The following is a 21,687-nucleotide window of genomic DNA, read 5'->3' on the forward strand; positions in this document are numbered from 1 at the left end:
GGAGATACCGGCTTTCGGGATCAGCGGGCGGAAGCGGGCTGGCGCAGGGCGGTCATGGCGATGATGTCGCGCTGCACCTCGTTGGTGCCGCCGCCGAAGGTGAGAATCAGTGCGGCGCGGTGCATCCGCTCGAGCCGGCCGAGCAGAGCGGCGCCGGGGGAGTCCTGGCGCAGGTAGGCGTGCGGGCCGACGACTTCCATCAGCAGGCGATAGGCCTCGGTGGCGAGTTCGGTGCCGTAGACCTTGCAGGCGGAGGCGTCCCACGGCTTCGGCGCTGCCTCGCCGCCCAGGTCGGCGCGGCTGGCGATCTCCCAGTTCAGCAGCTTGAGGTACTCGACCTTGGCGTGCACGCGGGCCAGATTGAGCCGGGCCCATTCCTGGTCGATCACCCGCTTGCCGTCGGAAGCGACGGTCTCGCGTGCCCACGCCACGGTCTGCGCGACCGCCAGCGACAGCGGACCCGCCGAGGTGAGGGCGACGCGCTCGTGGTTGAGCTGGTTGGTGATCAGCGACCAGCCACCGTTCTCCGGACCGACCACCGAGGAAGCCGGTACCCGAACGTCCTGGTAGTAGGTGGCGCTGGTGTCGGGCCCGGCCATCGTGTGTACCGGTGTCCAGGAGAATCCCTCGGCGTCGGTCGGCACGATGAGCATCGTGATGCCCTTGTGCTTCTTGGCCGTCGGGTCGGTGCGCACGGCCAACCAGATGTAGTCGGCGTAGGCGATGAGGCTGGTCCACATCTTCTGGCCGTTGATCACGAAGTCGTCGCCGTCGCGCACCGCGGTGGTCCGCAGCGAGGCCAGGTCGGTGCCCGCGCCCGGCTCGGAGTAGCCGATGGCGAAGTGCAGCTCACCGGAGGCGATCTTGGGCAGGAAGAACTTCTTCTGCTCCTCGGTGCCGTACTGCATGATTGTCGGGGCCACGGAGTTGAGCGTCAGGAACGGGACCGGCGCGCCCGCGATGGCCGCTTCCTCGACGAAGATCAGCTGATCCATCGTGGTGCGGTCCTGGCCGCCGTACTCCTTGGGCCAGCTCAGCGTGAGCCAGCCGTCGCGGCCCATCTGACGCACGACCTCGCGGTAGACATCGCCTTCGCCGTACTCGCCGGTCTGCAGGCTCAGTGCCGCGCGCCGCTCGGGCGTCATCAGCTTCGCGAAATATTCGCGCAGCTCGGCGCGCAATTCTTCCTGCTGCGGCGTATACGCGACGCGCATGCTTCCTACCTCGGTGTCGAGCTGAAAGGGCGGGTGGCGGGGCGCAGGGGGTGAGCCCCGCCGAAACCGATCATTGCATACGAACTGGAACATGTTCCAGTATTGATGGTGATCAGTCGCCTGTTCCGCTCCGCGGTCCGGGCTGTCTGGGTTAGTGTCGCGAAGACCGTGTGGAAGGAAGTTCTCATGAAGATCATCGTCGATTTCGACCGGTGTGAAGCGAACGGCGTCTGTGTCGGAATTGCCCCTGACATGTTCGAACTTGACGACGACGACATGTTGACCGCCGCCGAGGGCGATGTCGCGCCCGATCGCCTCGCCGATGCCGAGGAAGCTGTGGCGCAATGCCCCAAGGCCGCGCTGAGGTTGGCGTGATCGCCTCTTGTCGGATGGTGGAACACGTTCTAGAGTCGGCCGAATGAGTGTGACGCAGATTTCATTGGAGGGCCGGGTCGCGATCGTGACCGGTGCGGGCGCCGGGCTCGGCAGGGCCGAAGCTCTCGCGCTGGCGTCGGCCGGTGCGGCGGTGGTCGTCAATGACCTGACCGAGGACGCGGCGGCCGAGACCATCGCCGCGATCCGCGAACTCGGTGGCAAGGCGGAATTCGTCGGCGGCTCCATCGCCGAGCGCTCGACCGCCGACGCGCTCGTCTCGACCGCGCAGGAATCGCTCGGCGGGCTCGACATCGTCGTCAACAACGCGGGCATCACCCGCGACCGCATGCTGTTCAACATGTCCGACGAGGACTGGGACGCGGTGATCGCGGTCCACCTGCGTGGGCACTTCCTGCTCACCCGCAACGCGGCCGCCTACTGGCGCGCGGCGTCGAAGGCGGCGGGCGCGCCGGTCTACGGCCGGCTGGTCAACACCTCCTCGGAGGCGGGTCTGCTCGGACCGGAGGGCCAGGCGAACTACGGTGCGGCCAAGGCGGGCATCACCGCCCTCACGCTGACCGCGTCGCGCGTGCTGTCCAGGTACGGCGTGCGCGCCAACGCGATCTGCCCCCGGGCCAGGACCGCGATGACCGAGGCGGTCTTCGCGGACGCGCCAGCGGGAGCGGTCGACCCGCTGGCACCCGAGCACGTCGCCAAGCTGGTCGCCTACCTCGCCTCGCCCGCCGCGGACGCGGTGAACGGTCAGGTTTTCGTCGTCTACGGCCCGATGGTGGCGCTGATGGCGGCGCCGACGGTCGAGCAGCGCTTCGATGCCGCGGGTGCCGAATGGTCCGAGGCCGACCTCGCCGCCACGCTCGGCAGCTATTTCGCAGAGCGCCCCGCCGATCACACCTTTTCGGCGCGCGACCTCCGCGATCTGGGCTGAGTAGTCCAGTCCGCGGTTTGCCCGATGTTGGCTCGCCGCGCACCCCGCCGGTTTTGTCTTGCCTGTCGTGTTGATCACCAGTCCAGGTATTGGTAGACATGACCGTCGGGGTGTGTGACGCCTCACAGGAGGGCCGCCGAATTGAATAAGTATCCGTTTCAGTTTTGACAGCGAATAACGAGAAAAAGTCCTGCTCCGGGTCTACCAAAATGGCAGACATTAGCAGGAACATGTTCTAGTCTTTGGGCAGTCTTCAGATCGGGGTGGCGGTGAAGTACGGGTACGCGGACAAATCAGTCCGCCCGTCGAAAGAGGAGGATTCGGTATGAGCAACCTCCTTGCTGTCCCGTTGCGGGCGGTCGGCGGATTCTTCGAACTCGGCGCGGAAGTGGCACGCGCCACCGTCCGCAAACCATTCCAATGGCGCGAATTCGTCGACCAGGCCTGGTTCGTCGCACGGGTCTCGATCGTGCCGACGCTGTTGGTCGCGATCCCGTTCACGGTGCTGGTCGTCTTCACGCTCAACATCCTGCTGCGCGAGATCGGCGCCGCCGACCTCAGTGGCGCGGCCGCCGCGTTCGGCGCCGTCACCCAGGTGGGCCCGATCGTCACGGTGCTGATCGTGGCTGGCGCAGGCGCCACCGCGATCTGCGCCGACCTGGGCGCACGCACGATTCGCGAAGAGATCGACGCGATGAAGGTGCTCGGCATCGACCCGATCAGCCGGCTGGTCGTGCCGCGCGTGTTCGCCTCGATGTTCGTGGCGCTGATGCTCAACAGCCTGGTGTGCACCATCGGCATCGCCGGCGGCTTCGTGTTCTCGGTCTTCCTGCAGGGTGTGAACCCCGGCGCGTTCGTCAACGGGATTCCGCTGCTGACGAATCTGTCCGAGCTGATCATCTCCGAAATCAAGGCGGGCTTGTTCGGCCTGATCGCCGGAATGGTGGCGTGTTATCTCGGGCTCCAGGTCAAAGGCGGACCCAAGAGCGTCGGTGACGCGGTGAACCAAACAGTGGTCTTCGCCTTCATGGCGCTGTTCGTGGTGAATGTCGTCGTCACCGCGATCGGCCTGAAATTCACGGTGCGGTGACCACGATGGCATTCATAGTTCGCAGCAAGTTTCCGCGCACGGTCCGCCGTTTCGAGCGAATGTCGAAATCGGTGGATTCCCTGGGAGATCAGGCGATCTTCTTTATCAAGGCGCTCGGCTCGGTGCCGCGCGCGCTGGTGCACTACCGCACCGAGACCATCCGCCTCATCGCCGAGATCAGCATGGGCAGTGGCGCATTGGCCGTGATCGGCGGCACCGTGGTGATCGTCGGTTTCCTCACGCTCATGGCGGGCGGCACCATCGCGGTGCAGGGCTACAGCTCGCTCGGCAATATCGGTGTCGAGGCGCTGACCGGCTTCTTCGCCGCGCTCATCAATGTGCGCATCGCGGCACCGGTGATCTCCGGCATCGGCCTGGCCGCCACCATCGGCGCGGGCGCGACAGCGCAGCTGGGCGCGATGCGCGTGGCCGAGGAGATCGACGCGCTGGAATCGATGGCGATTCGGCCGATCCCGTTCCTGGTCGGCACCAGAGTGCTGGCCGGCATGATCGCGATCGTGCCGCTCTACGCACTGGCGGTGATCGCCTCGTTCATCGCCAGCCGCTTCGCGACCGTGGTGATCTACGGACAGTCCGGCGGCGTCTACGACCACTACTTCTCGACCTTCCTCATCCCGAGCGACATTCTCTGGTCGTTCGCGCAGGCGATCGTGATGGCACTGGCCGTGATGCTGATCCACACCTACTACGGCTTCCACGCCGCGGGTGGTCCGGTCGGCGTCGGCATCGCGGTGGGTAACGCGGTGCGGTCGTCGCTGATCGCGGTCGTCACAGTGACGCTGCTGATCTCGCTGGCCATCTACGGCACCTCCGGCAACTTCCACCTCTCGGGATAGCGTGATGGATACTTCACGATTCGTTGCCGCATTGCAGGGCGGGCTCGGGCGCAAGCTCGCCGCGCTCACGATGGTCGGCTTGCTCGTCGGGCTCGTGGCCTTCGCGTTCGCCCTGTTCCAAGGCGCGTTCACCACCACCGCGCAGGTGCTGGTCGACGCCCCCCGCGCAGGCCTTGTGCTCGACCCCGACGCCAAGGTGAAGGTGCGCGGCGTCGAGATCGGCCGGGTCGCCGAGATCAACCTGCGCGACGACGGCGCGCAGATCCTGCTCGAGGTCGACCCGGAACAGCTGAAGCTGGTGCCGTCGAACGCGGGTGTCGATATTCGCTCGACCACGGTGTTTGGCGCCAAGTATGTGAATTTCATTGTCCCCGAACAGCCTTCGTCGAACTCGCTGAAGGCGGGCAGCACGGTGGCGGCCAGCGCGGTGACAGTGGAGTTCAACACGCTGTTCCAGCATCTGTCCGATGTGCTCGCCCAGGTGGAACCGGAGAAGCTCAACGCCACGCTGACCGCGCTGGGCACCGCACTGGAAGGTCGTGGCGACAAGTTCGGCGATCTGCTGGTGCGCTCGGATCGGTATCTGCGCGAACTCAACCCATACCTGCCGACGCTGGAAGCGGATCTGGACAAGACCGCCGCGGTGACCGACCTCTACGCCGAGGTCGCCGACCCGCTGTTGCGCACCGTCGACAACGCGACCGGCACCTCGCAGACCATCGCCGAGATGCCGGGCCAGCTCGACAATGTGCTGGTCAATGTGACCGGGCTGTCCGACACGGTGGGATCGGTACTGCGCGAGAACGAGCACGATCTGGTGACCGCGCTCGACCTGTTGCGACCGACGACCGCCCTGCTGTTCGACTACGCGCCCGCACTGAGTTGCGTCATCAACGGCCTCGGCCCGCTGGTGCCGATCGCCGAGGAGATGATGGGCGGGCTGCTGCCGGGTGTCGGTATGAACGCGAGCTTCATGCTCGGTTCCCAGCCCTACTCCTACCCGAACGATCTGCCCAAGGTGAACGCCACGGGTGGCCCCCGCTGCGAGGGTGTGGTGGAGCGGGTACCGGAAAGCCATTCGGACTACTTGGTGACCGATACCAGCCAGGGCGCGCCGTACACCCCGAGTACCCGCCACGAATTCAACGGTGTGCCAAAGGTATTCCAGCTGCTGATGGACGGACTGCCGGGAGTGACACGGTGAGGAACACGGGAACGACGATCAAACTGGCGATCTTCACCGTGGTGATGACGCTGGTGTTCGCCGGCCTGGCGATCGTCTTGAGCCAGGCACGGTTCTCCAGTGAGACCGGCTATCACGCGGTGTTCACCAGCTCATCGGGCATGCTGCCGGGTTCCAAGGTACGCATCGCCGGTGTGCCGGTGGGTTCGGTGACCTCGGTGAAGGTGGGCGAGGACAACCTCGCCCACGTCGCGTTCGATGTCGACAGCAAGTACGCGGTGCTGGCCAGTACCCGTGCGGGGATCAAGTACGAGAACCTGGTCGGCGACCGCTACATGGAACTGCTGGAGGGTCCCGGCTCGGCTCGGCGGCTCTCCGACGGTGACACCATCGGCCGCGAGCAGACCGAACCCGCCCTGGATCTGGATCTGCTGCTCGGCGGATTCAAGCCGCTGCTGCGCGGGCTCGATCCCGCGCAGGTCAACGACCTCACCGCGGCGCTGTTGCAGATCTTCCAGGGACAGGGCGGCACCCTGGTCTCGCTGCTGAACAGCGGCGGGAGCTTCGCCAAGACCCTGGCCGACCGCGACGCGCTGATCGGCAGCGTGATCGACAACCTGAACACCGTGCTCGCCACCATCGACGATCGCGGTGACCAGTTCGCCACCACCATCGACGAACTGCAGCGCCTGGTCAGCGACCTGTCCGCACAGCGCGACCCGATCGGCAACGCGTTGCCGCGAATCGCGGGCGCTACCAAGGAAATCAACGACCTGCTGGTGCAGGCCCGTCCCGACCTGCGCAACACCATCGAACAGACCGGCAGGCTCGCCACGAACCTGGACGAGGGTTCCGACCATATCGAATGGGTGCTCGGAAAACTGCCGGAGACATACAAGAAGCTCATCAGGATCGGTGCCTACGGCTCCTTCCTGCAGCTGTATATCTGCGGTACCAACATCCTGGTCTCCGGCCCCGACGGCAAGCCGATGGAAGTTCACCTGCCGGGTCTGCAGGCGACTGGAAGGTGCGCGCCCAATGAATGAGAACAAGTCGTCGTCGGCGACGATCGGCATCGTCGGCTTGGTGCTGGTGGTGACGATCTCGCTCGCGACGCTGCAATTCACCGAGCTGCCCTTCATTCGCTCCGGCGCGACCTTCACCGCGAACTTCCTCGACGCGGGCGGGCTCGTACAGGGCGACCCGGTGCATGTGGCCGGAGTGCGATCCGGCGAGGTGCGCGAAGTCAGCCTCGACGGTGACAAGGTGCTGGTGAAGTTCGACCTCGACGAGTCGATCGTGCTGGGGGAGAAGACCACCGCCGCGATCAAGACCAACACGGTCCTCGGCCGCAAGTCGCTGGACGTGGTGCCGACCGGCACCGGCGAGATCGGCACCGGTGACACCATCCCCCTCGACCGCACCACCTCGCCCTACTCGCTCAACGAAGCGCTGAGCGATCTCGGTGGGACCGTGCGCGATCTCGATCTGGATCAGGTCGACCAGACCCTCGACACCCTGTCGGCGGCCTTCGCCGACACGCCGGGCCCGCTGCGCAACGCCCTCGACGGTGTCACCGCCCTGTCGCGCAGCATCAATGTGCGCGATCAGGCGCTGACCGACCTGCTGGCCAGGGCGCAGAATGTCACCAAGATCCTGGCCGACCGCAGCACCCAGCTCAATACGTTGCTCCTCGACGGCAACGAGCTGCTCGGCGAGCTCGACCGGCGCCGGGCCGCGATCAACCAGCTCGTCGTCTACATCGACGATGTGGCCAGGCAGCTCTCGGGCCTGGTCGCCGACAACGAGCCCCAGATGCGGCCGACGCTGGACCGGCTGAATTCGGTACTCGCGCTGCTTCAGCGCAACGAACAGAACCTCAACGAAGCCCTCGACGGCCTCGGCCCCTACGCCGCCGCGCTCGGTGAGCAGGTCGGCAACGGTCCCTGGTTCAACGCCTACGTGGTGAACGCGACCAGTACCGAATTGCGCCCGCTCGTCGACGCGCTGGTCTGGCCGGAACAGGTGCCACAGGACCTGATCGATATCTTCACCAATCCGAGGGCGCCGTACATCGCTCCTACTGAGGAGGATCCCCCGCGATGAGCTTGACTCAGCAGGTACGCGGGTTGCCGCGCTGGACTGTCGCCGTGGCGGTGGTAGTTGTCGCGGCGTTGGTCGTCGTGGCTGTCTACTTCGTCACCGGCGGCGGAAAGAACACCGTGACCGCCGCGTTCACCTCCACCACCGGCCTGTACGAAGGCGATGAGGTCCGGGTACTCGGCGTCACCGTCGGCAGCATCGATTCGATCGACGCGGGCCAGGGCCAGGCACGGGTGAAGATGAGCATCGACAGCAGCGTCGACCTGCCCGCGGACGCACGCGCGGTGATTGTCGCGCCGTCGCTGGTCTCGGCCCGCTTCGTGCAGATCGCGCCCGCCTACCGCGGCGGACCGAAGCTGGCCGACGGCGCGCAGATTCCGCTCGACCGCACCGCGGTGCCGGTGGAGTGGGACGAGATCAAGGCCGAACTGACCAAACTGTCGGCGGCACTCGGTCCGGTCGGTGACGACGAGCAGGGTTCCTTCGGCCGCTTCGTCGACACCGCGGCCGAGAACCTCGACGGCAACGGCCAGAAGTTCCGGGACACCCTGCGTGAGCTGTCCGCGACTCTGACGACCCTGTCCGACGGGCGAACCGACCTGTTCGGCACCATCCGCAACCTGCAGAAGTTCGTCGAGGTGCTCTCGGCGAGCAACGAGCAGATCGTGCAGTTCAGCGGTCGGCTGGCTTCGGTGTCCTCGGTGCTGGCCGGCGCGTCGGAAGATCTCGGCGCCGGACTGGACAGCCTCGATGTGGCGCTGGCCGATGTGAAGAGGTTCCTCGACGGCACCGGGGGTGAATTGACCGAGGGCGTAGAGAAACTCGCCGATGTCACCCAGACCCTGGTCGACAAGCGGCCCCAGATCGAACGGGTGCTGCACTCGGCTCCCACCGCGATGGTGAACTTCTACCAGCTCTACAAGCCCGCGCAGGGCTCGTTCACCGGCTCGGTCTCGCTGAACAACACGGCCAATCCACTCAGCTTCCTGTGTGGTTCGATCCGGGCGCTCGAGCACAACAACTCGGACAAGTCCGCGGATCTGTGCGCGGAGTTCCTGGCACCGGTGATCAGCTCGCTGGCGATGAACTACGTGCCGATCATGACCAACCCGGCCACCGGCGTGACCGCGTTCCCCGAGCAGCTGGTGTACAGCGACCCGAGCCTGGCCGGCGCGGGGCAACCGAACGAGGCGCCTGCCGCCGCTCCGATCACCGTGCCCGAAGGTCTTGCCGGGCTTGCCGTTCCAGGAGGACAGCGATGAGGCGGCAACGCACACTCGCCGGGCTGGCCGTCGGCGTCGCCGTCGCGCTCGGCACCACCGGCTGTCAGTTCGACGGGCTCAACTCCCTACCCATGCCCGGCTCCGAGGGGCGCATGGCCGGCTCCTACACGGTGCGGATCCAGATGCCCAATGTCACCACCCTGACCCGGAATTCGCCGGTGCGGGTCGACGACGTCGCGGTCGGCAATGTCACCGGGATCGACGTCGAGGGATGGCACGCGCTGGTGACGGTCTCGCTCAACCCCGATGTGCGCCTGCCCGCCAACGCGGTCGCCAAGATCGGCCAGACCAGTCTGCTCGGCAGCAACCATGTCGAGTTGTCCCCGCCGACGACCGCGCCGAGCGGTCAGCTGCGTGACGGCGACGTCATCCCGCTCGAGCGGGCAGGCGCCTACCCGACCACCGAGCAGGTGCTGTCCTCGCTGTCGGTGGTGCTCAATGGCGGCGGTATCGCGCAGCTCGAGACGATCACCACCGAACTGAACGCGATGCTGAGCGGTCGCGAGGACGAGATCGCCGACCTGCTGCCGCAGCTCAACGAGCTGACCACCGGCTTGGAACGGCAGACCGGCAGCATCATCAGCGCGATGGAGGGGCTGGACCATCTCGCGGTCAAGCTGGCCGGTCAGAAGGACGTGATCGCCGAGGCGATCGAACAGATCCATCCCGCGCTCACCGTGCTGGCCGACCGCTCGGCGGAGATCACCCGGGCCATCACCGCGCTCGGCGAGCTCGGTGACGTCAGCGAGCGGCTGATCAAGACCAGCGGTGACGATCTGGTGGCCAATCTGCGCAGCCTCGGACCCGTGCTCCAGACGCTGGCCGACACCGGCAACAACCTGATCCAGGCGATGGGCATCCTGCCGACGTTCCCGTTCCCGATCAGGAACATCGACAACGCGATCAAGGGCGACTACATGAACTTGTTCATCACGTTCGACCTGACCGGTAGTCGTCTCGACAGCAACTGGCTCACCGGAACGCCACTCGGCGGTCGCTTCGGTGGTGTCGAGGGTGTCGTCGGATCATTCGCGCCGTCGACCGCCACCGATGCCGCCGACCCGGCCACCGCCCCGTTCGCGGCGCCGCCCGCCCCAGGACCCATGCCCACCATTCCGGGGCTGCCGTCCATTCCCGGTCTGCCCGCCATACCCGGCATCACCGCGCCGCTGCCCGGCCAGGAAGGGGCGGGTCGATGAAACTCACCCGGTTCGTGCGAGCCCAGCTCGCGATCTTCGCGGTGCTCACCGTGATCGGTCTCGTCGTGATGGGCGGCGCCTACGTGCAGGTGCCCGCGATGTTCGGGATCGGCCGGTACGCGGTGACCGTGCAGCTGGCTGCCACCGGTGGGCTCTATCCCACCGCCAATGTCTCCTACCGCGGGCAGAACATCGGCAAGGTCGAGGCGGTGCGCCTGACGCAGGCCGGGGTCGAAGCCGATCTGTCGATCGACAGCGACTACAAGGTGCCCGCCGATTCGAGCGCCTGGGTGCGCAGCGTCTCGGCCATCGGCGAGCAGTACGTGGACTTTGTGCCCACCGAGCAACCGGCCGACGGGAATCTGCGCGACGGCTCGGTGATCCCCGTGCAGCGCACCCACCTGCCCCAGGATGTCGGCGCGATGCTCGACCAGGCCGACAAGCTGCTCGCGACCGTCGCCGACACCCGCCTGAAGCAGGTGATCGACGAGGCGTTCTACGCGTTCAACGGCGCCGGGCCCGATCTGCAGCGGTTCATCGATTCGGCGGCGCTGCTGGTGCAGCAGGCCGAGACCGATATCGAGCCGACCAAGAAGCTGCTCGACCAGATCGGTCCGCTGCTGGACACCCAGACCCGCTCCGCCGACGATATCCGTTCCTGGACAGCGGATCTGGCCACGCTCACCGATCAACTCCGTGAGCACGATCCGGCTCTGCGAAACCTGTTGAACAACAGCCCTTCCGCGATGGAGACGGTGAACAAGCAGTTCCAGGATCTGCGTCCAACACTGCCGCTGCTCGCCACCAATCTGGTGAGCCTCGGACAGGTCGGCGTGACCTACAACGCGAGCCTGGAACAGCTCATGGTCGTCTTCCCACCGCTGATCGCGGCGCTGCGAACCGGCATCCGTGGGCCGACGAAGTACGGCCTGATGGTCGACTTCATGACCGCCGTGCACGACCCGCCCGCCTGTACCACCGGGTTCCTGCCGTCGGAGCAGTGGCGGCAGCCGAGCGAGCTGAGCCAGGTGGACACGCCACCCGGGCTGTACTGCAAGGTGCCGCAGGACTCGAATATCGCGGTACGCGGCATCCGCAACACGCCGTGCATGGAGTTCCCCGGCGTCCGGGCACCCACGCCCGAACTGTGCCGGACCGGGTACGTGCCGGAAGGCAACAACCCGACGTACGGACCGGTCGAGCCGGTCGCTCCGGCGTCGGCACCGGCAGGCGCATCGACGGGCGCTGTGACGCCCGCCGCAGCGCGCCCCTATGATCCGTCAACGGGCAGCTATCTGGGCACGGACGGACGCACGTACCGCCAAGGTGACATCGCCGAGGACGGGTCGGGCACCGTACCGGCCAGTTGGCAGGCGATGTTGGAGGAGCAGCAACGATGAACGACAACGACAACCGCCGTCCGCGTAGGCGGGCCGCGCGCACGGCCGGTCCGCCGGTCGAGGGGACGGCGGCCGAGACGGTCACCGTCAGTAAGAGCGAAACCGCATCGTCGGCGGCGACGGTGGATGCCGAGGTCACGGTGAAGCTCGCCGAGACCACGGCGGTGTCCGAGGCCGCCACGGTGAAGCTCGCCGAGACCGCCGCGGTGTCCGAGGACGTCACCGGGAAGGTCGCGCCGAGCGAGCCGGTCGACCTGAGCAAGACCGCCGACGAAAAGGCGCCCGGCTCGGGCGGGCGCATCTTCGCGCTCGCCGCGGCGATAGTGCTCGTGCTCGCCCTGGTCGTCGGCGCCGGTTTCGCCGCCTTCACCGCCTACTCGGTGAACAAGGACGAGGACCTACGGGCCCAGTACACCGAGACCGCCCGCCAGGCCGTGCTGAACCTCACCACGATCCGCGCCGAGTCCGCCAAGGAGGACATCGACCGGATCCTGTCGGTGGCCTCCGGCGACTTCAAGACCGAGTTCGACGGTCGCGTCGATCCATTCATGGATGTCGTCAAGCAGGCGAACGTGGTCTCCACCGGCGAGGTGGTCGAGTCGGGCATCGTCACCGCGGACGGCGAATCCGCACAGGTGCTCGTCGCCGCCAAGCAGATGGTGAGCAACAACGGCTCGCCCGAACCGCAGTCGCGGCAGTACCGGTTCCGGGTCACGGTGTCGAACGGCGACACCGGAATGACCGTGTCGAAGGTGGAGTTCGTGGGATGAGCCAGCGTATGAAGATCGTCTTCGGCAGCCTCGGCGCCCTCGGCCTGATCGCCGCGATCGTGCTCGGTGTGAGCGGTTATCAGCTCTGGCAGCACGACCGGACCGAGCAGGCCCGCACCGACGCGATGAGCACGGCCAGCCGCACGGTCAGCGCCATGTTCACCTACGAGCCGGCCACCGTCGACACCGAACTGCCGAAGGCGGCCGACGGCCTGACCGAGTCCTTCCGCAACGACTACCTCGAGCTCATCAAGGAAGCCATCGCGCCGGGCGCCAAGGAGAAGCAGCTCACCGTCAAGGCCACCACCCAGGCCGAGGGCGTCGTCTCCGCCGAGCCCGAGCACGCCGTGGTGCTGCTCTACCTGAACCAGCTGACCACCAGCAAGGACACCCCGGACGGCGCGACCTCCGGCAGCCGGGTGCGCGTCTCACTGGACAAGTCCGACGACCGCTGGCTGGTCGCCCAGGTCACGCCGGTCTGATCGCCGCACCCTCGGCTCACACGGACCTGACTTCGCCGCCGCGCGGTAGTCGTACGACGAAGGTCGCGCCGCCACCCGGCGTGGTCTCGACTCGAACCATGCCGCCGTGGGCCGCGACGAGTGCCGCCACGATCGAAAGACCGAGTCCGCTGCCGCTGGTGACAGCGCCGGGTTCGGTGGTGCCGCCGCGGCGGGTGCGCGAGATATCCGCGCGGTAGAAGCGTTCGAAGACGTGGTCTGCGTCTTCGCCGGTGAGTCCGGGACCGGTGTCGACGACCTCGAGCTGGACCGCATCGGGTGCGGGGGTCAGGCGGACGGTGATCGAGGTGCCGTCGGGGGTGTGGGTGCGGGCGTTGTCGAGCAGGTTGGTGAGTACCTGGCGCAGGCGGTGCTCATCGCCGAGGATTTCCAGGGTGCCAGGGCCCTCGGCGACGGCCAGGGTGATCGGGCGGTGCTGACCTTCGGCGGCCTCGACGGCCCGCGCGCTGTGCACGGCGTCGCCCGCCACTGCCAGCAGGTCCACCTGGCCCAGTTCGACGGGGCGTTGGGCGTCGAGGCGAGCCAGCATGAGCAGGTCCTCCACCAGCAGGCCCATGCGCTGGGCTTGCTGTTCGATGCGATTCATGAACATCGCCGGGTCGGCGGTCGCGCCCTGGCGGTAGAGCTCGGCGAAGCCGCGGATCGTGGTGAGCGGCGTACGCAGTTCGTGGCTGGCGTCGGCGACGAAACGGCGCATCTTCGCCTCGGAATCGCGCGCGGCGGTCTCGGAGGCCTCGGTGGCGGCGAAGGCCTGCTGGATCTGGGTCAGCATGCTGTTGAGCGACTGTGACAGTCGATCGACCTCGGTGACGTTGCCGTGCACGGGGATTCGATGATGGAGTTCGCCGCCCGCGATCGCCGCCGCGGTCGCTTCGACCCGGTGCAGCGGTCGCAGACTGCCACGCACCACGAAATAGGCCGCGATGGCCAGCGCGAGCAGCACGATCGCGCCGACGATCAATTGCAGCACAACGAGATTGCGTACCGTCTCGATGTTCTCGGCCAGCGGCCACGCGACCGTCGCCGTCGCATGACGACCGTCGACCGTCAGTACCCGCCACTGATCGCCCGAGTCGTCCAGCGAACCGACCGTGACTGGTTGCAGTGCGGGCGAGTCGGGGAGATCGGGCTGGGAGGTAGTGCCGAAGACGTTGTCCAGGCGTACTTTTCGTGTGCCATCCGCGCTCTCCGCTGTCACGAAGTAGCGACCGGGCGGCTGCCCGGACACCGAGGACGGCGGGGGCAGGTTGGGTGCTGGTAGCCCCACTCGCCGCTCCCACTCCATCGCCGCGTCCTGCAGCTGCTGATCGGTGCGGTTTCGCAGCGAGTTCTCCATCGCCTTGGTCACCACGAAACTCGAAGCGACCAAACCGAATCCGGCCAGCGCGACCAGGATCAGTACCAGCGTCACCCGCAGGGGGAGTCTGCTCACCGCTTCGGCTCACGCATCACATAGCCGACCCCACGCAGCGTGTGGATCAACCGCTGCTCGCCGGTATCGACCTTCTTGCGCAGGTAGGACACGTAGGTCTCCACGACGCCGACTTCGCCACCGAAGTCGTAGCGCCACACGTGATCCAGGATGCGAGGCTTGCTGAGCACACTCCCCGCGTTCACCACGAAATAGCGCAGCAGCGTGAACTCGGTGGGGGACAACGCAACCGGCTCGCCTGCCTTCCACACCTCGTGCGTGTCGTCGTCGAGTTCGATATCGGCGAAGCGCAATCGGGTGCTCGCGTGCTCGGGCTCGGCGTGCCCGGCGCGACGCAGGATCACCCGTAGCCGGGCCACCACTTCCTCCAGGCTGAACGGCTTGGTGACGTAGTCGTCGGCGCCGAGGGTGAGCCCGGTGATCTTGTCGTCCACGTCGTCGCGCGCGGTCAGGAACAGCACCGGCGCGTCGATCCCGTCGGCGCGCAACCGGCGCAGCAGCCCGAAGCCGTCCATGCCGGGCATCATCACGTCGACGATCAGCGCCTGCGGCCGAAACACGCGTGCCCGATCCAGCGCCTCGGCACCATCGGCCGCCGTCGCCACCTCGAAGCCCTGGTAGCCCAGGCTCACCGCGAGCAGTTCGACGATCATCGGCTCATCGTCGACGACCAGCACCCGCGCTTCCGGCACACCACTCATGCCCCTATGCTCCACCACCCCGCTGGGAAGTGGCTGGACCCTCGCTGTGAGGTCGCTGTGCGCCTCAGCGCGCGTCGGCGGGGTAGGTCTGCTCCTCGTCGCTCATCAGTGCCGAACCCGCCACATTGCCGTGTGAGAGGGCATCGAGGAACGCCCGGGCCCACCGTTCGACATCGTGGGTGAGTACCTGGCGGCGCAGCGACCGCATCCGGCGGCGCTTGGTGTCGCGATCGTCGTCGAGTGCGCCGATGATCGCGTCCTTCACGCTGTCCAGGTCGTGCGGATTGCACAGGTAGGACTGGCGCAGCTCGGCCGCGGCACCGGTGAACTCGCTCAGCACCAGGGCGCCGTTGAGGTCGCTGTGGCAGGCCACGTACTCCTTCGCGACCAGGTTCATGCCGTCGCGCAGAGGCGTGACCAGCATCGCGTCGGCGGCGATGAAGAAGGCGATCAGTTCGTCGCGGGGGATCGGGCGGTGCAGATAGTGCACGACCGGATAGCCGACGCGCGCGAACTCACCGTTGATCCGGCCCACCTGGCGTTCGATGTCGCCACGCATCTTGATGTAGCTCTGCACGCGTTCGCGGCTGGGCGTTGCCAGCTGCACCATCACCGTCTCGGACGGGTCGATGCGGCCCTCCTCGAGGAGTTCCTGCAGCGCGTTGAGCCGGATGTCGATGCCCTTGGTGTAGTCGAGGCGGTCGACGCCGAGCATGATGTTCTTGGGATTGCCCAGCTCAGCACGGATTTTCGCGGCCCGCTCGCGCACCCAGCGGCGACGGGAGTGCTCGTCGAGTTCGGCGGAATCGATCGAGATCGGGAACGCGCCCACGCGCACCGTCCGGAAACCGACCTGCACCACACCCAGCTTCGAGCGAACCCCGATCGTGCCGCGCGAGGTGGGCTGACCGGCCAGTCTGCGGGCCAGATAGAGGAAGTTCTGCGCGCCGCCGGGCAGGTGGAAACCGATCAGGTCGGCGCCGAGCAGGCCCTCGACGATCTCGGTGCGCCACGGCATCTGCATGAACAGCTCGACCGGCGGGAACGGGATGTGCAGGAAGAAGCCGATGGTCAGATCGGGCCGAAGCATGCGCAACATCTTGGGCACCAGCTGCAGCTGGTAATCCTGCACCCACACCGTCGCGCCCTCGGCGGCCACCTTCGCGGTCTCCTCGGCGAACCGCCGGTTGACCTCGACATAGGCTGCCCACCAGTCCCTGTCGTACACCGGGCGCACGATCACGTCGTGATACAGCGGCCAGAGGGTGCCGTTGGAGAACCCCTCGTAGTAGTCCTCCACCTCCTGCGCCGTCAGCGGCACCGGATACAGCTCCAGCCCGTCCTCGATGATCGGTTCGACCTCGACGTCGGGCACGCCGCACCAGCCGACCCAGGCGCCCTTGTTGGTGCGCAGCACCGGTTCCAGCGCGGTCACCAGCCCACCGGGGCTGCGCTTCCACCTGGTGGTGCCGTCGGGCAGGCGCTCGAGGTCGACCGGGAGCCGGTTGGCGACGACTACGAATCCCGAACCCGATCCGCTGGGCGCGAGAGGTTCTTCGGACGGACGGTCGTTGGACGGTTGATCGATCATTTGGTCCACTCACGCATCCTTATGCGTCGCAGGGGTGCGCTGTGTCAGGCGGGAGCGATGCCGAGCATGGACAGCAGCATGCGGCACTCGTCGGCGTCTTCGGCGTGTGCCGCGACGACCTTCTGTGCCTGGCGGGCGGTCTCGTCGGCAAGCGGCTCGAGTTCGTCGTCGGCGATGTCGTTGGCGGTGCTCTTCGCGGCCATATGGGTTCGTCCTCCCGGTTTTCCCTGCGCTCTACCTGCGAGTGATCAATACTATCGGGCGCCGGCGCACGGCCGATGAACTAGCGACGCGCGACACCCCGCCCCGGTGCCGTGTCGTGGCGGTCCCGTTACCGTGGAGGCAGTACACGATCGACCCCCGCAGAGAGGTTTGTTTCATGCCACTGGCCACGGTGAACGGCATCGCACTGAATTATCAGGTCAAGGGCGACCGTACCAAGGGCACCGACGTCAAGGGCGGTGGTCCGCTGGTGGTGTTGATCATGGGGACCGGGTCGCCGGGGCGGGTGTGGGAGTTGCACCAGGTCCCCGCGCTGGTCGCGGCGGGTTATCGGGTCTGCGTGTTCGACAATCGCGGGATCGCGCCGTCGTTCGAGGCCGCGAGTGGGATGCGGATCGAGGAACTGGTCGCCGATACCGCCGCGCTGATCGAGTTCCTCGACGAAGGACCCGCGCTGATCGCGGGGACGTCGATGGGTGCGCGGGTGGCTCAGGAGCTGGCGCTTGCCCGCCCCGATCTCGTGCGCAAGGCCGTGTTCATGGCCGGCCACGGCAGGCTCGACCAGTTCCAGAAGACGCTCTCGATCGGTGAGCAGGACCTCGACGCCTCCGCGGTGAAGCTGCCCGCGAAGTTCGAGGCGGCGCTGGCCGCGGTGATGAACCTGTCGCCCGCGACGATGGCCGACACCAATGCCGCGCGCGACTGGCTCGACCTGTTCGAGTTCACCGTGGGGACCCCGTCGCCCGGTATCCGTGCTCAGCGGGCGATGGATCACGAGTTCGATCGGGTCGCCGCGTATCGGGGGATTACGGTGCCCTGCTTGGCAATTGGATTCGCCGACGATCGGATGATTCCGCCGTACCTGTCCCGTGAGGTCGCCGAGGCCATTCCCGGCGCCCGCTACCAGGAGGTCCCCGATACGGGCCACTACGGCTACCTGGAGCGCCCAGAGGCGGTCAACAAGATCCTGCTCGACTTCTTCGCCGCCTGATCGACCCGGCATACAGCATCGGGTAACTGCCTACCAGTAACGTATGCCTTGCTAGGGTCGACCTAACGCTCGTGGCTTAGCGGCCGCGCAGTGATCCTGTACACAGCGCCAGTATCCAGTGAGGTGAAATGAGCACCAACCCCTTCGACGACGAGGACGGCCGCTTCTTCGTTCTGGTCAACGATGAAGAGCAGCACTCCCTGTGGCCCGCGTTCGCGGAGGTCCCGGCGGGCTGGCGTGTCGTGTTCGGCGAAGAAAGCCGGGCAGCGTGCGTCGAGTACGTCGAGAAGAACTGGACCGACATGCGGCCCAAGAGCCTGCGTGACGCGATGGCTGCCGACGACGCGGCCCGCGCCCAGTCCTGATCTCCTCCGCCACCGCGTGACACCCATCCGGTGCCACGCGGTTGGCGTGCGCGGCTAAGATAGTCGCGCACCACCCGCCTCCTTAGCTCAGTGGTAGAGCACCGCTCTTGTAAAGCGAAGGTCGTCAGTTCAATCCTGACAGGGGGCTCATCTCGTAAGAAAGGCTCTGGCCCAGGTTAGAGCCTTTTTTGCGCGCTAGCAGCCTTCGGGGAACTGGCTCGGTGCCGTTCCGCGCCTCCTCTCGGGCGCGGACAACAGCGTCACCTCAAAACGTCTGGTGCTCAGTTCCGGACTTGATCGTGGTTGTCGGCGAAGTCCAGGAAGCGGGGGATCACCACTTCCTGGTTCGCCCACAGCAGGTCGTGTCCGATACCCGGGTAGATCTGCACGTCGACCGACGGGATGTGTTGCCGGGCGCGAGCTGCCCCCAACTCGGGATCGTTGACGACGGTCTCGGCGCCGAAGAGCACCAGCGTCGGCGCGGTGATGGCTGCCAGTTCTTCGTCGGTGAGCACTCGGTCCCATGGCATGCCTGGCCGAAATTTCAGGCTCGCCATCACCATCGCGAATTCCTCGTCTGTGAGCTGCGCGCGAGGGGTCAGCCAGGCGTTGAGCTTGCGCATCCGTTCGGGTGTCGGCCGCAGGCCGGCGGCGAGGAATTTGAGCAGCAGGCTCCATTTCGGTTTGGCGAAGGTGGCCCCACCGGGTTCGAACATGGTGAGGCTCGCCAGACGGTCGGAGTAGTAGACCCCGACCATGCCGGCCATCCAGGCGCCCAGCGAATTCCCGGCCAGGTGGACTCGATCCTCACCGAGTCCGTCGAGGGTCTCGACCACCCACTTCGCTACGTCGGCGCCGTCGCGCACGGGCGCGGTCTGCACACAGCGTCCCGGCCATCCGATGACGTCCGGTGTGTACACCACACGCTCGCTCGCGAAATCCTCGATGAATCGCTGCCACACCAAGCCGTTGCCCGAGGTCCCGGGCAGCAGCAGGACCGGGGCACCCGTCCCACTTCCGGACTTACGCACACGTGTAGTTCCGAACGACGTTTCGACGTCTACGACGGTCGAGGGAATCGGCCACCGCTCCGCCCACGCGTCGTAGATGCGCAGATAGTCGGCCTTCGCCTCGTCGCTGGTGAACCGCCCGATCTTCGGCATGAGCTCCTCCTCGATGTTTATAGTATGTCCATACTATCTTAGATAGTACAGACATACTATGAAGTAGAGTCGTCCATGGTCAGAGAGAAGGAGCGCGCGTGCCACGATTGGTCGACCACGAACTGAGGCGACGGCAGATCACCGGCGCCGTACGGCGACTCATCGTCCGCGGCGGCCTGGACGCGGTCACCTTCCAATCGGTCGCCGCCGAAGCGGGCTTTTCGGTGAGCCTGGTGCAGTACTACTGCGGCACGAAGAAGGATCTCCTCCTCGCCACCTACCGATCGGTGATGGAAAACGTCGGTACACGATTCGCGCAGCGCTGGGCCGCCTTGGGCGAGGACGTAATGCCCCGCGAAGCCATTCGCGCAGTGCTGACCGAACTACTTCCACTCGACGAACAGCGCCGGGAGGAGACCATCGTTCTCGGAGCGTTCGGCACGGGCTCGGTCACCGGTCAAGGCATCACACCCGAAGAAACGCTCACAGCATCGCGGCTGCTGGTCTCCATCGTTTCCGACCAGCTCGGGCGAGCCGACCATCTCGAACCCTCGGTGAATCGAATCGACCTCATCGCCGAACTCATCACGGCATCCATCGCCGGAATCGCCCAGGGCATGATCCAAGGCCACGGGACATCCCAGCGGGCAATCGAACTCGTCGACCAACAACTCGACCTTGTCCTCGGAAGTCAAACCCGAAAGCATCCGAGTCGTAGCAACCGTGCACCGTGAGGTACGGACTGCCCGCCTCCGGCCGAGGAGCGTCTTGCGGTACAGCAACTTCCGCCGTTGCGGCCGGGCCGGCTCAACATGTTCATCAATCGATCGTTTTAGAGACAAGCGAGCGCGGTGTGGAAACCTCAGATCCTGGGCGGTTCCGCCGAGAATCGGCAAGATGAGTACCGGCGAGAACGACGACTCACGAGAACGACGACTCAGGAGATACCTCTGCTCCCGATGATCTGAGCGGCCTGGTCACTTCCGACCTGGGGCCTGGGATCGAAGTCTTGATGCGGGCGTCAGCCGACAGGCGTCGAAGGCGTTCGCCGCGCTCGGTGATCTGAATGAGGCAGAACGGCAGTTGGACATGAGCGTGGCGGCCTGGAACCCGGAGACGCACACCCGGATTCGGGCACTGACGGAAATCGAGACCCGACTGCTGCGCTGGAAACTCGGACGGCATGAAGACGCGGCCCAGTTGTGGCGGTCGGCGCTGCAGGTCGTGGCCGGGGTGGATTCCGACCGCACCCGCAAGGCGGTCGCCAAGGTCGCTGCCGTCGCGCCGGAGATGGCTGTGTGAGGCGCTGCGCCGCCCAGGTCAGGCAGTGATTCCGGTGGCCTCACCCTGGCCTCATTTTGGACGCAATCTCTACTGATTACCGGTGATCACCACTGATCACCACTGACATTGTTTCCACTGGTCGGGACACGAAAAGGCCCCCTGCCTGGGCTGACCCGTGAGTTCAATCCTGACAGGGGGCTCGACAAGCGCCCCGGATCCGTCCGGGGCGTTTTTTCGTGCGTTGCGTCTAGTAGGCGAGGCTTTCCGGCGGGATCGTGAAGGGGAACGGGAGGTGGTAGGCGAAATCGCCGTCGCCTGCCCACTGCGCGACCGGCTCGTAGTGGAACGCACGCAGTGGCGTGACGCCGATCGGGCGGTGTTCTGGAGCGGGCAGCAGGGCGTTGATCCGAATCGTTACTGACTGCTCCCCGGCATCGACCTCCCAGTACCAAGGGATGCCCGCCTCGGTGTAGCGGGTGGTCTTTCGGTTCATATCCTGAACGGAGTTCGCCGGTGACAAGACCTCACCGGCGATGACCACAGCTGACGCCGGAACATCCTGATCCTGGTCCGGTAAGCAGCTGTACAAGATGAAGTCAGGTTTGAGGAAGTCGTTCTTGGCACTGAAGAAGACCGGCTGCTCGACGTCGGCTTCGAAGCATTCATCGCGCTCTGCCTGCACTACTGACCAGGCGGACTCCAACGCGTTGCGCAGGCGCACGGCCGCCCGCTGATTACGGCGAGGTCCTGTGCGTGCCCAGATGACATGACCACGGTCGAGTCCTTCCACGCACTGCGCGATGGCATCGGGCAGTGCCAGGTATTCCTCCCAGGTGAGCGTTTCGGGGAGTTCACCGGCACAGCCGAGATCTGCGGTCACCCTGCAAGGCTAGCTGTCCGGTCATGGCGGCGGTGGCGGAAGGGAAGTGCAAGCCGAGGCGCGTTTCGTGGAAGATTCGAGGAATCTCGGTGAGAGTTGTCGTATTCGTGTTCGGTC

General features: G+C 66.2%; 23 protein-coding genes and 1 tRNA gene. 17 read left to right on the forward strand and 7 right to left on the reverse strand.

The features are described 5' to 3' along the window. Nucleotides 1-20: 20 nt before the first annotated feature. Nucleotides 21-1,214, reverse strand: coding sequence for an acyl-CoA dehydrogenase family protein (locus tag ACWZHB_RS30930; protein WP_427905264.1), 1,194 nt, complete (start codon nt 1,212-1,214; stop codon nt 21-23). A gap of 186 nt (nt 1,215-1,400) precedes the next feature. Here ACWZHB_RS30930 and ACWZHB_RS30935 point away from each other — a divergent pair, with 186 nt between their 5' ends. The 12 genes from ACWZHB_RS30935 (at nt 1,401) to ACWZHB_RS30990 (ending at nt 12,902) form a co-directional block, all read left to right on the forward strand. Next, entirely contained in the window at nt 1,401-1,589 is a 189-nt protein-coding gene (locus ACWZHB_RS30935; RefSeq protein ID WP_266297314.1) for a ferredoxin, read from the forward strand. Between the two features lie 43 nt (nt 1,590-1,632). After that, the gene (locus ACWZHB_RS30940; protein ID WP_427905265.1) at nt 1,633-2,535 is read left to right on the forward strand and encodes a 3-oxoacyl-ACP reductase; all 903 of its coding nucleotides are present in this window, start codon (nt 1,633-1,635) and stop codon (nt 2,533-2,535) included. A gap of 325 nt (nt 2,536-2,860) precedes the next feature. Further along, the gene (locus tag ACWZHB_RS30945; protein ID WP_427905266.1) at nt 2,861-3,625 is read left to right on the forward strand and encodes an MlaE family ABC transporter permease; all 765 of its coding nucleotides are present in this window, start codon (nt 2,861-2,863) and stop codon (nt 3,623-3,625) included. Nucleotides 3,626-3,630: 5 nt separating this feature from the next. Continuing rightward, nucleotides 3,631-4,482 carry an MlaE family ABC transporter permease gene (locus tag ACWZHB_RS30950; protein WP_427905267.1) on the forward strand — a complete coding sequence of 284 codons (852 nt, stop codon included), beginning with the start codon at nt 3,631-3,633 and terminating at the stop codon, nt 4,480-4,482. A gap of 4 nt (nt 4,483-4,486) precedes the next feature. Then, the gene (locus ACWZHB_RS30955) at nt 4,487-5,686 is read left to right on the forward strand and encodes an MCE family protein (RefSeq protein WP_427905268.1); all 1,200 of its coding nucleotides are present in this window, start codon (nt 4,487-4,489) and stop codon (nt 5,684-5,686) included. Continuing rightward, entirely contained in the window at nt 5,683-6,711 is a 1,029-nt protein-coding gene (locus tag ACWZHB_RS30960) for an MCE family protein (protein ID WP_427905269.1), read from the forward strand. Before ACWZHB_RS30955 ends, ACWZHB_RS30960 begins: the two co-directional genes overlap by 4 nt. Beyond that, nucleotides 6,704-7,771, forward strand: a complete 1,068-nt coding sequence (locus ACWZHB_RS30965) for an MCE family protein (RefSeq protein WP_427905270.1) — start codon at nt 6,704-6,706, stop codon at nt 7,769-7,771. The genes ACWZHB_RS30960 and ACWZHB_RS30965 overlap by 8 nt, the downstream gene beginning before the upstream one ends. Next, nucleotides 7,768-9,030: an MCE family protein gene (locus tag ACWZHB_RS30970; protein WP_427905271.1), complete on the forward strand. Its 1,263-nt coding sequence runs from the start codon at nt 7,768-7,770 to the stop codon at nt 9,028-9,030. The genes ACWZHB_RS30965 and ACWZHB_RS30970 overlap by 4 nt, the downstream gene beginning before the upstream one ends. Beyond that, nucleotides 9,027-10,250, forward strand: a complete 1,224-nt coding sequence (locus ACWZHB_RS30975) for an MCE family protein (protein WP_427905272.1) — start codon at nt 9,027-9,029, stop codon at nt 10,248-10,250. The genes ACWZHB_RS30970 and ACWZHB_RS30975 overlap by 4 nt, the downstream gene beginning before the upstream one ends. After that, nucleotides 10,247-11,650: an MCE family protein gene (locus ACWZHB_RS30980; RefSeq protein ID WP_427905273.1), complete on the forward strand. Its 1,404-nt coding sequence runs from the start codon at nt 10,247-10,249 to the stop codon at nt 11,648-11,650. Before ACWZHB_RS30975 ends, ACWZHB_RS30980 begins: the two co-directional genes overlap by 4 nt. Next, a complete protein-coding gene (locus ACWZHB_RS30985; protein WP_427905274.1) occupies nt 11,647-12,420 on the forward strand; it encodes a hypothetical protein in 774 nt (257 codons plus the stop codon). The genes ACWZHB_RS30980 and ACWZHB_RS30985 overlap by 4 nt, the downstream gene beginning before the upstream one ends. Continuing rightward, complete coding sequence (locus ACWZHB_RS30990) at nt 12,417-12,902, forward strand: h domain protein (RefSeq protein ID WP_427905275.1); 486 nt, start codon at nt 12,417-12,419, stop codon at nt 12,900-12,902. Before ACWZHB_RS30985 ends, ACWZHB_RS30990 begins: the two co-directional genes overlap by 4 nt. 16 nt (nt 12,903-12,918) lie before the next feature. Here ACWZHB_RS30990 and ACWZHB_RS30995 read toward each other — a convergent pair whose 3' ends face one another. From ACWZHB_RS30995 to ACWZHB_RS31010, 4 genes are all read right to left on the reverse strand, one after another. Then, on the reverse strand, nt 12,919-14,373 hold the full coding sequence (locus ACWZHB_RS30995; protein ID WP_427905276.1) for a sensor histidine kinase: 1,455 nt from the start codon (nt 14,371-14,373) through the stop codon (nt 12,919-12,921). Next, the gene (locus ACWZHB_RS31000) at nt 14,370-15,074 is read right to left on the reverse strand and encodes a response regulator transcription factor (protein WP_427905277.1); all 705 of its coding nucleotides are present in this window, start codon (nt 15,072-15,074) and stop codon (nt 14,370-14,372) included. Before ACWZHB_RS31000 ends, ACWZHB_RS30995 begins: the two co-directional genes overlap by 4 nt. Nucleotides 15,075-15,138: 64 nt before the next feature. Next, the gene (locus tag ACWZHB_RS31005) at nt 15,139-16,665 is read right to left on the reverse strand and encodes an alpha,alpha-trehalose-phosphate synthase (UDP-forming) (protein WP_427909361.1); all 1,527 of its coding nucleotides are present in this window, start codon (nt 16,663-16,665) and stop codon (nt 15,139-15,141) included. A 44-nt stretch (nt 16,666-16,709) separates the two neighbouring features. Beyond that, a complete protein-coding gene (locus ACWZHB_RS31010) occupies nt 16,710-16,868 on the reverse strand; it encodes a hypothetical protein (protein ID WP_165610244.1) in 159 nt (52 codons plus the stop codon). Between the two features lie 176 nt (nt 16,869-17,044). Here ACWZHB_RS31010 and ACWZHB_RS31015 point away from each other — a divergent pair, with 176 nt between their 5' ends. From ACWZHB_RS31015 to ACWZHB_RS31025, 3 genes are all read left to right on the forward strand, one after another. Next, a complete protein-coding gene (locus ACWZHB_RS31015; RefSeq protein WP_427905278.1) occupies nt 17,045-17,878 on the forward strand; it encodes an alpha/beta fold hydrolase in 834 nt (277 codons plus the stop codon). 128 nt (nt 17,879-18,006) lie between these two features. Next, nucleotides 18,007-18,243 (forward strand): MbtH family protein, encoded by a 237-nt coding sequence (locus ACWZHB_RS31020; RefSeq protein ID WP_022565839.1) that lies wholly within the window; start codon nt 18,007-18,009, stop codon nt 18,241-18,243. Between the two features lie 76 nt (nt 18,244-18,319). Then, nucleotides 18,320-18,391 (forward strand) — tRNA-Thr (locus ACWZHB_RS31025). 133 nt (nt 18,392-18,524) lie between these two features. Here the strand turns inward: ACWZHB_RS31025 and ACWZHB_RS31030 are convergent. After that, on the reverse strand, nt 18,525-19,406 hold the full coding sequence (locus ACWZHB_RS31030; RefSeq protein WP_427905279.1) for an alpha/beta fold hydrolase: 882 nt from the start codon (nt 19,404-19,406) through the stop codon (nt 18,525-18,527). 98 nt (nt 19,407-19,504) lie between these two features. Between ACWZHB_RS31030 and ACWZHB_RS31035 the strand changes: the two genes are divergently transcribed. Together ACWZHB_RS31035 and ACWZHB_RS31040 are read left to right on the forward strand one after the other, a co-directional pair. Next, on the forward strand, nt 19,505-20,140 hold the full coding sequence (locus ACWZHB_RS31035) for a TetR/AcrR family transcriptional regulator (RefSeq protein ID WP_427905280.1): 636 nt from the start codon (nt 19,505-19,507) through the stop codon (nt 20,138-20,140). A 355-nt stretch (nt 20,141-20,495) separates the two neighbouring features. Beyond that, nucleotides 20,496-20,708: a hypothetical protein gene (locus ACWZHB_RS31040; protein ID WP_427905281.1), complete on the forward strand. Its 213-nt coding sequence runs from the start codon at nt 20,496-20,498 to the stop codon at nt 20,706-20,708. 229 nt (nt 20,709-20,937) lie between these two features. On the opposite strand, the gene ACWZHB_RS31045 is transcribed toward ACWZHB_RS31040, so the two are convergent. Beyond that, on the reverse strand, nt 20,938-21,570 hold the full coding sequence (locus ACWZHB_RS31045; RefSeq protein ID WP_427905282.1) for a Uma2 family endonuclease: 633 nt from the start codon (nt 21,568-21,570) through the stop codon (nt 20,938-20,940). Nucleotides 21,571-21,687: the final 117 nt, after the last annotated feature.

The organism is Nocardia sp. FBN12, assembly GCF_054031145.1.

Coding starts and splice junctions, on each gene's coding strand:
- ACWZHB_RS31020 (WP_022565839.1), top strand. CDS start 18,007: ATGAGCACCAACCCCTTCGACGACGAGGACGGCCGCTTCTTCGTTCTG.
- ACWZHB_RS30945 (WP_427905266.1), top strand. CDS start 2,861: ATGAGCAACCTCCTTGCTGTCCCGTTGCGGGCGGTCGGCGGATTCTTC.
- ACWZHB_RS30970 (WP_427905271.1), top strand. CDS start 7,768: ATGAGCTTGACTCAGCAGGTACGCGGGTTGCCGCGCTGGACTGTCGCC.
- ACWZHB_RS31040 (WP_427905281.1), top strand. CDS start 20,496: ATGAGCGTGGCGGCCTGGAACCCGGAGACGCACACCCGGATTCGGGCA.
- ACWZHB_RS30990 (WP_427905275.1), top strand. CDS start 12,417: ATGAGCCAGCGTATGAAGATCGTCTTCGGCAGCCTCGGCGCCCTCGGC.
- ACWZHB_RS30950 (WP_427905267.1), top strand. CDS start 3,631: ATGGCATTCATAGTTCGCAGCAAGTTTCCGCGCACGGTCCGCCGTTTC.
- ACWZHB_RS31005 (WP_427909361.1), bottom strand. CDS start 16,665: ATGATCGATCAACCGTCCAACGACCGTCCGTCCGAAGAACCTCTCGCG.
- ACWZHB_RS31000 (WP_427905277.1), bottom strand. CDS start 15,074: ATGAGTGGTGTGCCGGAAGCGCGGGTGCTGGTCGTCGACGATGAGCCG.
- ACWZHB_RS30975 (WP_427905272.1), top strand. CDS start 9,027: ATGAGGCGGCAACGCACACTCGCCGGGCTGGCCGTCGGCGTCGCCGTC.
- ACWZHB_RS30985 (WP_427905274.1), top strand. CDS start 11,647: ATGAACGACAACGACAACCGCCGTCCGCGTAGGCGGGCCGCGCGCACG.
- ACWZHB_RS30930 (WP_427905264.1), bottom strand. CDS start 1,214: ATGCGCGTCGCGTATACGCCGCAGCAGGAAGAATTGCGCGCCGAGCTG.
- ACWZHB_RS30935 (WP_266297314.1), top strand. CDS start 1,401: ATGAAGATCATCGTCGATTTCGACCGGTGTGAAGCGAACGGCGTCTGT.
- ACWZHB_RS30965 (WP_427905270.1), top strand. CDS start 6,704: ATGAATGAGAACAAGTCGTCGTCGGCGACGATCGGCATCGTCGGCTTG.
- ACWZHB_RS31010 (WP_165610244.1), bottom strand. CDS start 16,868: ATGGCCGCGAAGAGCACCGCCAACGACATCGCCGACGACGAACTCGAG.
- ACWZHB_RS30955 (WP_427905268.1), top strand. CDS start 4,487: ATGGATACTTCACGATTCGTTGCCGCATTGCAGGGCGGGCTCGGGCGC.
- ACWZHB_RS31030 (WP_427905279.1), bottom strand. CDS start 19,406: ATGCCGAAGATCGGGCGGTTCACCAGCGACGAGGCGAAGGCCGACTAT.
- ACWZHB_RS31015 (WP_427905278.1), top strand. CDS start 17,045: ATGCCACTGGCCACGGTGAACGGCATCGCACTGAATTATCAGGTCAAG.
- ACWZHB_RS30980 (WP_427905273.1), top strand. CDS start 10,247: ATGAAACTCACCCGGTTCGTGCGAGCCCAGCTCGCGATCTTCGCGGTG.
- ACWZHB_RS30940 (WP_427905265.1), top strand. CDS start 1,633: ATGAGTGTGACGCAGATTTCATTGGAGGGCCGGGTCGCGATCGTGACC.